This window comes from Vibrio fujianensis, assembly GCF_002749895.1.
Taxonomy (GTDB): domain Bacteria; phylum Pseudomonadota; class Gammaproteobacteria; order Enterobacterales; family Vibrionaceae; genus Vibrio; species Vibrio fujianensis.
In genome coordinates this window covers 325,552-329,175 of the sequence record NZ_NBUS01000041.1, presented here as the reverse complement: position 1 = coordinate 329,175, position 3,624 = coordinate 325,552, and the positions used below count along the sequence as shown (strand labels likewise).

Sequence of the window (3,624 nt, the reverse complement as noted above, 5' to 3'; positions counted from 1 at the left end):
CGACGTGGTTTTTCCTGCCACCAGTTGGGGGGAACATGAAGGTGTCTACTCAAGTGCTGACCGTGGTTTCCAACGTTTCTATAAAGCGGTTACCCCGCCAGAAGGCGTGAAACCCGACTGGGAAATCTTCAGCTTGTTAGCGACTCGCATGGGATATCCAATGCACTACAACAATACCCAAGAGATTTGGGATGAGTTGCGTTCATTGGCACCACTTTACGCCGGTGCAACCTACGAAAAAATGGCGGATCTGAAATCGGTACAATGGCCTTGTCCAACCGAAGATCACCTAGGAACATCGTTCTTATTTGAAGGCAATAAATTCACGACACCATCAGGTAAAGCGCAGTTCATTGCCGCAGATTGGCGTCCGCCGCTAGAACAACCGGATGAAGACTATCCACTGGTATTGTCAACCGTGCGTGAAGTTGGCCACTATTCTTGTCGTTCAATGACGGGTAACTGTTCTGCACTGTCAGCTTTGGCTGATGAACCAGGATATGTTCAGATGAACCCACAAGATGCAGAAAAATTAGGCATTAAAGATCAACAGCTTGTTTGGATTTCATCGCGTCGCGGTAAAGTTATTTCTCGAGCAAGTTGTAGTGAACGAACCAACAAAGGTGTGGTGTACATGACCTACCAATGGTGGATCGGTGCTTGTAATGAGCTGACGATTGAACATCTGGATCCAATCTCAAGTACGCCGGAATTTAAATATTGCGCCGTAAAAGTTGAGAAGATTGACAATCAAGATTGGGCTGAAAATTATGTACAAACTGAATATAGCAACATGAAAGCGCGATTAAAGTCGCAAGTTGAGTTTGCTTAATTCGGTAATCAATAGCTCTTCGTATGCGTTTATTATGCGTTTATAATGCTAATAAATACGAAGAGCTATATAATTTATTATTGTTGTTATGAATAAAACAGAAAAAGAATTAACTGCCTTTTCTAAGGCAATGTTGCTAATTCATGGTATTTCTGATCTGCTTACATTTCTTCATAGTGAAGAGTGTGAATTTTTACATGTAGAGAGAATAAATATCATTCTAAATGATGAACGGCTAGGTGAAGCGGTCGTTTATTTTTTTGATGCCAATAAGCAAATCCAAAGTGATGTGGTATTTCATCATAATATTGATAATTATCATCAAAGTTACGAAGAAAACGTTTATCAACTTGACGGTGTTGATTTTTACTATTCACACCCTAAGCTAGCTCAGCATCCGGCTTACCAGAATGTGCGTAGTTACTACAAGATTCCGTTAGATAAACAGCTAGGTGCTATCGAACTGATTAACCCGATGTTTGACCAATTAGATGGAGGTGAAAATCAATTTAAATTATTTAATAGTATGTTGGTTTCATTTATTACGCATGTGTTGGATCATCAACATGAAAATACATTAACGCGACATATTAGTAATGAAAGAGACAATTATCATATTTTGGTAGATGTCACCAATGCCGTGATTAGTCAGAGCAGTAAAGAAAATCTATTAACATCATTACTCAATTGTTTACATCCTTATTTTAAAATAAAAGAATTATCCATTATTGAGACGGATAAAGGGCGTTGTATTCAGCGTGATGGACGAATTATTGGGAATGATATTCAAACGCAGTGTTTTTTCTTTAATGATATCTCTGGAAGCGTGCTCGATATTTATTGTTCAGAGACAATCATTGTCACCGGTGATGATCTCAAACAATTACGCGCAGAATATTCCGATTTCAATATTGAAAATGATATTGAATGTTTAATTTTAGCACCATTGATTTTCCGCCGGGAATTGGTGGGGAAAGTGGCTTATATGTTGAGCGATGCTGCACAATTGCAAGAGATTGATATTGCATTGATGCAACAGATTGCGGCGCGGGTAGCGCTGAGTATGCACAGTTTACGTGGAAGCCAGCACAGTACACACTCGCAGGCGAAAAGCACCGACATTCTCATCGAAGAAACGTACGACCATTACCAGATCTTTGACGACATCATCAGCCAAAGTGAAGTAATGAGTAACGTATTGGATCAGGTCGCCATGGTCGCGAGCTGCGATAGTACGGTGTTGATCGAAGGGGAGACGGGAACCGGTAAAGAACTAATTGCAGCAGCGATTCATAAGATGAGTCGCCGCTGTAATCGCCAGATGATCAAAATGAACTGTGCGGCGATTCCGGATGGTTTGTTTGAAAGTGAGCTGTTTGGGCATGAACGCGGCGCATTTACTGGTGCGATCAAAAACCGAGTGGGCCGCTTTGAGTTGGCAGACCAAAGTACGTTGTTTTTGGATGAAATCGGCGATTTGTCGCTAGCGCTGCAACCAAAGTTACTGCGAGTGTTGCAAGAGCATGAAATTGAGCGCGTAGGTCACAACCAATTGATTAACGTCGATGTACGTTTGGTGGTGGCGACCAACGTCGATTTGCTGGCACGGGTGGAAGATAAGCAGTTTCGTAGTGATCTATATTTCCGCATGAATATCTTCCCAATTAGGTTACCGCCGCTGCGCGATCGTGCGGAAGATATTCCGTTGCTGGTGAAGCATTTCACGCGCCTGATTTCGAAAAAAATGGGCAAAAACATTCGCGCCATCACCCAAGAATCAATGCGTTGTATGACCGAATATCAATGGCCGGGTAATGTACGTCAGTTGAAAAACTTTATCGAACGATCAGTGATTTTAACCCGCGGCGAAGTACTGAATGCACCAGTTCATGAGCTAGTTGGCATGGGGCAACCTGTATCGGGTCATGTATCAGCGAAGGAATTTAGCCCAGTAGCGGTTCACAATAACGATGAAACAATCTCTCGTGAAGCGATCATTGAAGCGCTGAAAGAGAGCAACGGCATTGTCGCTGGGCCAAGAGGCGCGGCTGTGAAACTCGGACTGAAACGGACAACCTTGTTGTCACGTATGCAAAAAATGGAAATTAGCAGTAAGGATTATCTTGTTGAGCGTTAAGCCGCTTTGATTGCGGGTAGCTTGATCGACAGACAATAAACAAAGGTATCAATGATGAACGAAGAACAACATACGGTCTGTCATCCCGAAGTGACTACTAGAAGTATCACTAAATATCAATGCGCTCGAGGACAGTGGACTCAAGATGACATTTTGATAGAGGAAACGCCGATTGCGCTGGAATACAACGGTATTGCTTATACCGTCATGATGGGAACGCCACGAGATTTAGAAATGTTTGCGCTGGGGTTTTCACTCAGTGAAGGCATCATCGAACACCCTCGTGATGTTCACGACATTGATGTGATCCACAACGAGCAAGGTTGCACGGTGTCAATTGAATTAGCCAATCGCTGTGTTGCCCGTTTGAAAGCGCGTCGCCGCTCAATGGCCGGTGTGACTGGATGCGGGATCTGTGGCACGGAACAACTCAGTCAGGTCGTGCGTTGCCTGATGCCATTACCCACCACCGCGCAGTTTTGTTTTGATTATTTAGATCATTCGCTTAAGGCGTTAGAGCAGCAGCAACGTTTGAATCAACTGACGGGTACGACGCACGCTGCCGCTTATCTTGATCAGCATGGCGATGTACAAGCGTTGTTTGAAGATGTTGGCCGCCACATTGCGCTGGATAAACTGCTCGGATGGGCGAGCC

The 3,624-nt window shown here is 43.6% G+C and carries 3 protein-coding genes; all 3 read left to right on the top strand.

Annotated features, from left to right (window positions below; genetic code table 11):
- Nucleotides 1-832, top strand: an 832-nt coding sequence (locus B7C60_RS17205; RefSeq protein ID WP_216639315.1) for a molybdopterin oxidoreductase family protein, incomplete at its 5' end; no start/stop codon positions are given.
- Between the two features lie 88 nt (nt 833-920).
- Nucleotides 921-2,969, top strand: a complete 2,049-nt coding sequence (locus B7C60_RS08690; RefSeq protein ID WP_099611304.1) for a sigma 54-interacting transcriptional regulator — start codon at nt 921-923, stop codon at nt 2,967-2,969.
- A gap of 51 nt (nt 2,970-3,020) precedes the next feature.
- A partial coding sequence (fdhD, locus tag B7C60_RS08685; protein ID WP_245869013.1) for a formate dehydrogenase accessory sulfurtransferase FdhD occupies nt 3,021-3,624 on the top strand: 604 nt, incomplete at its 3' end.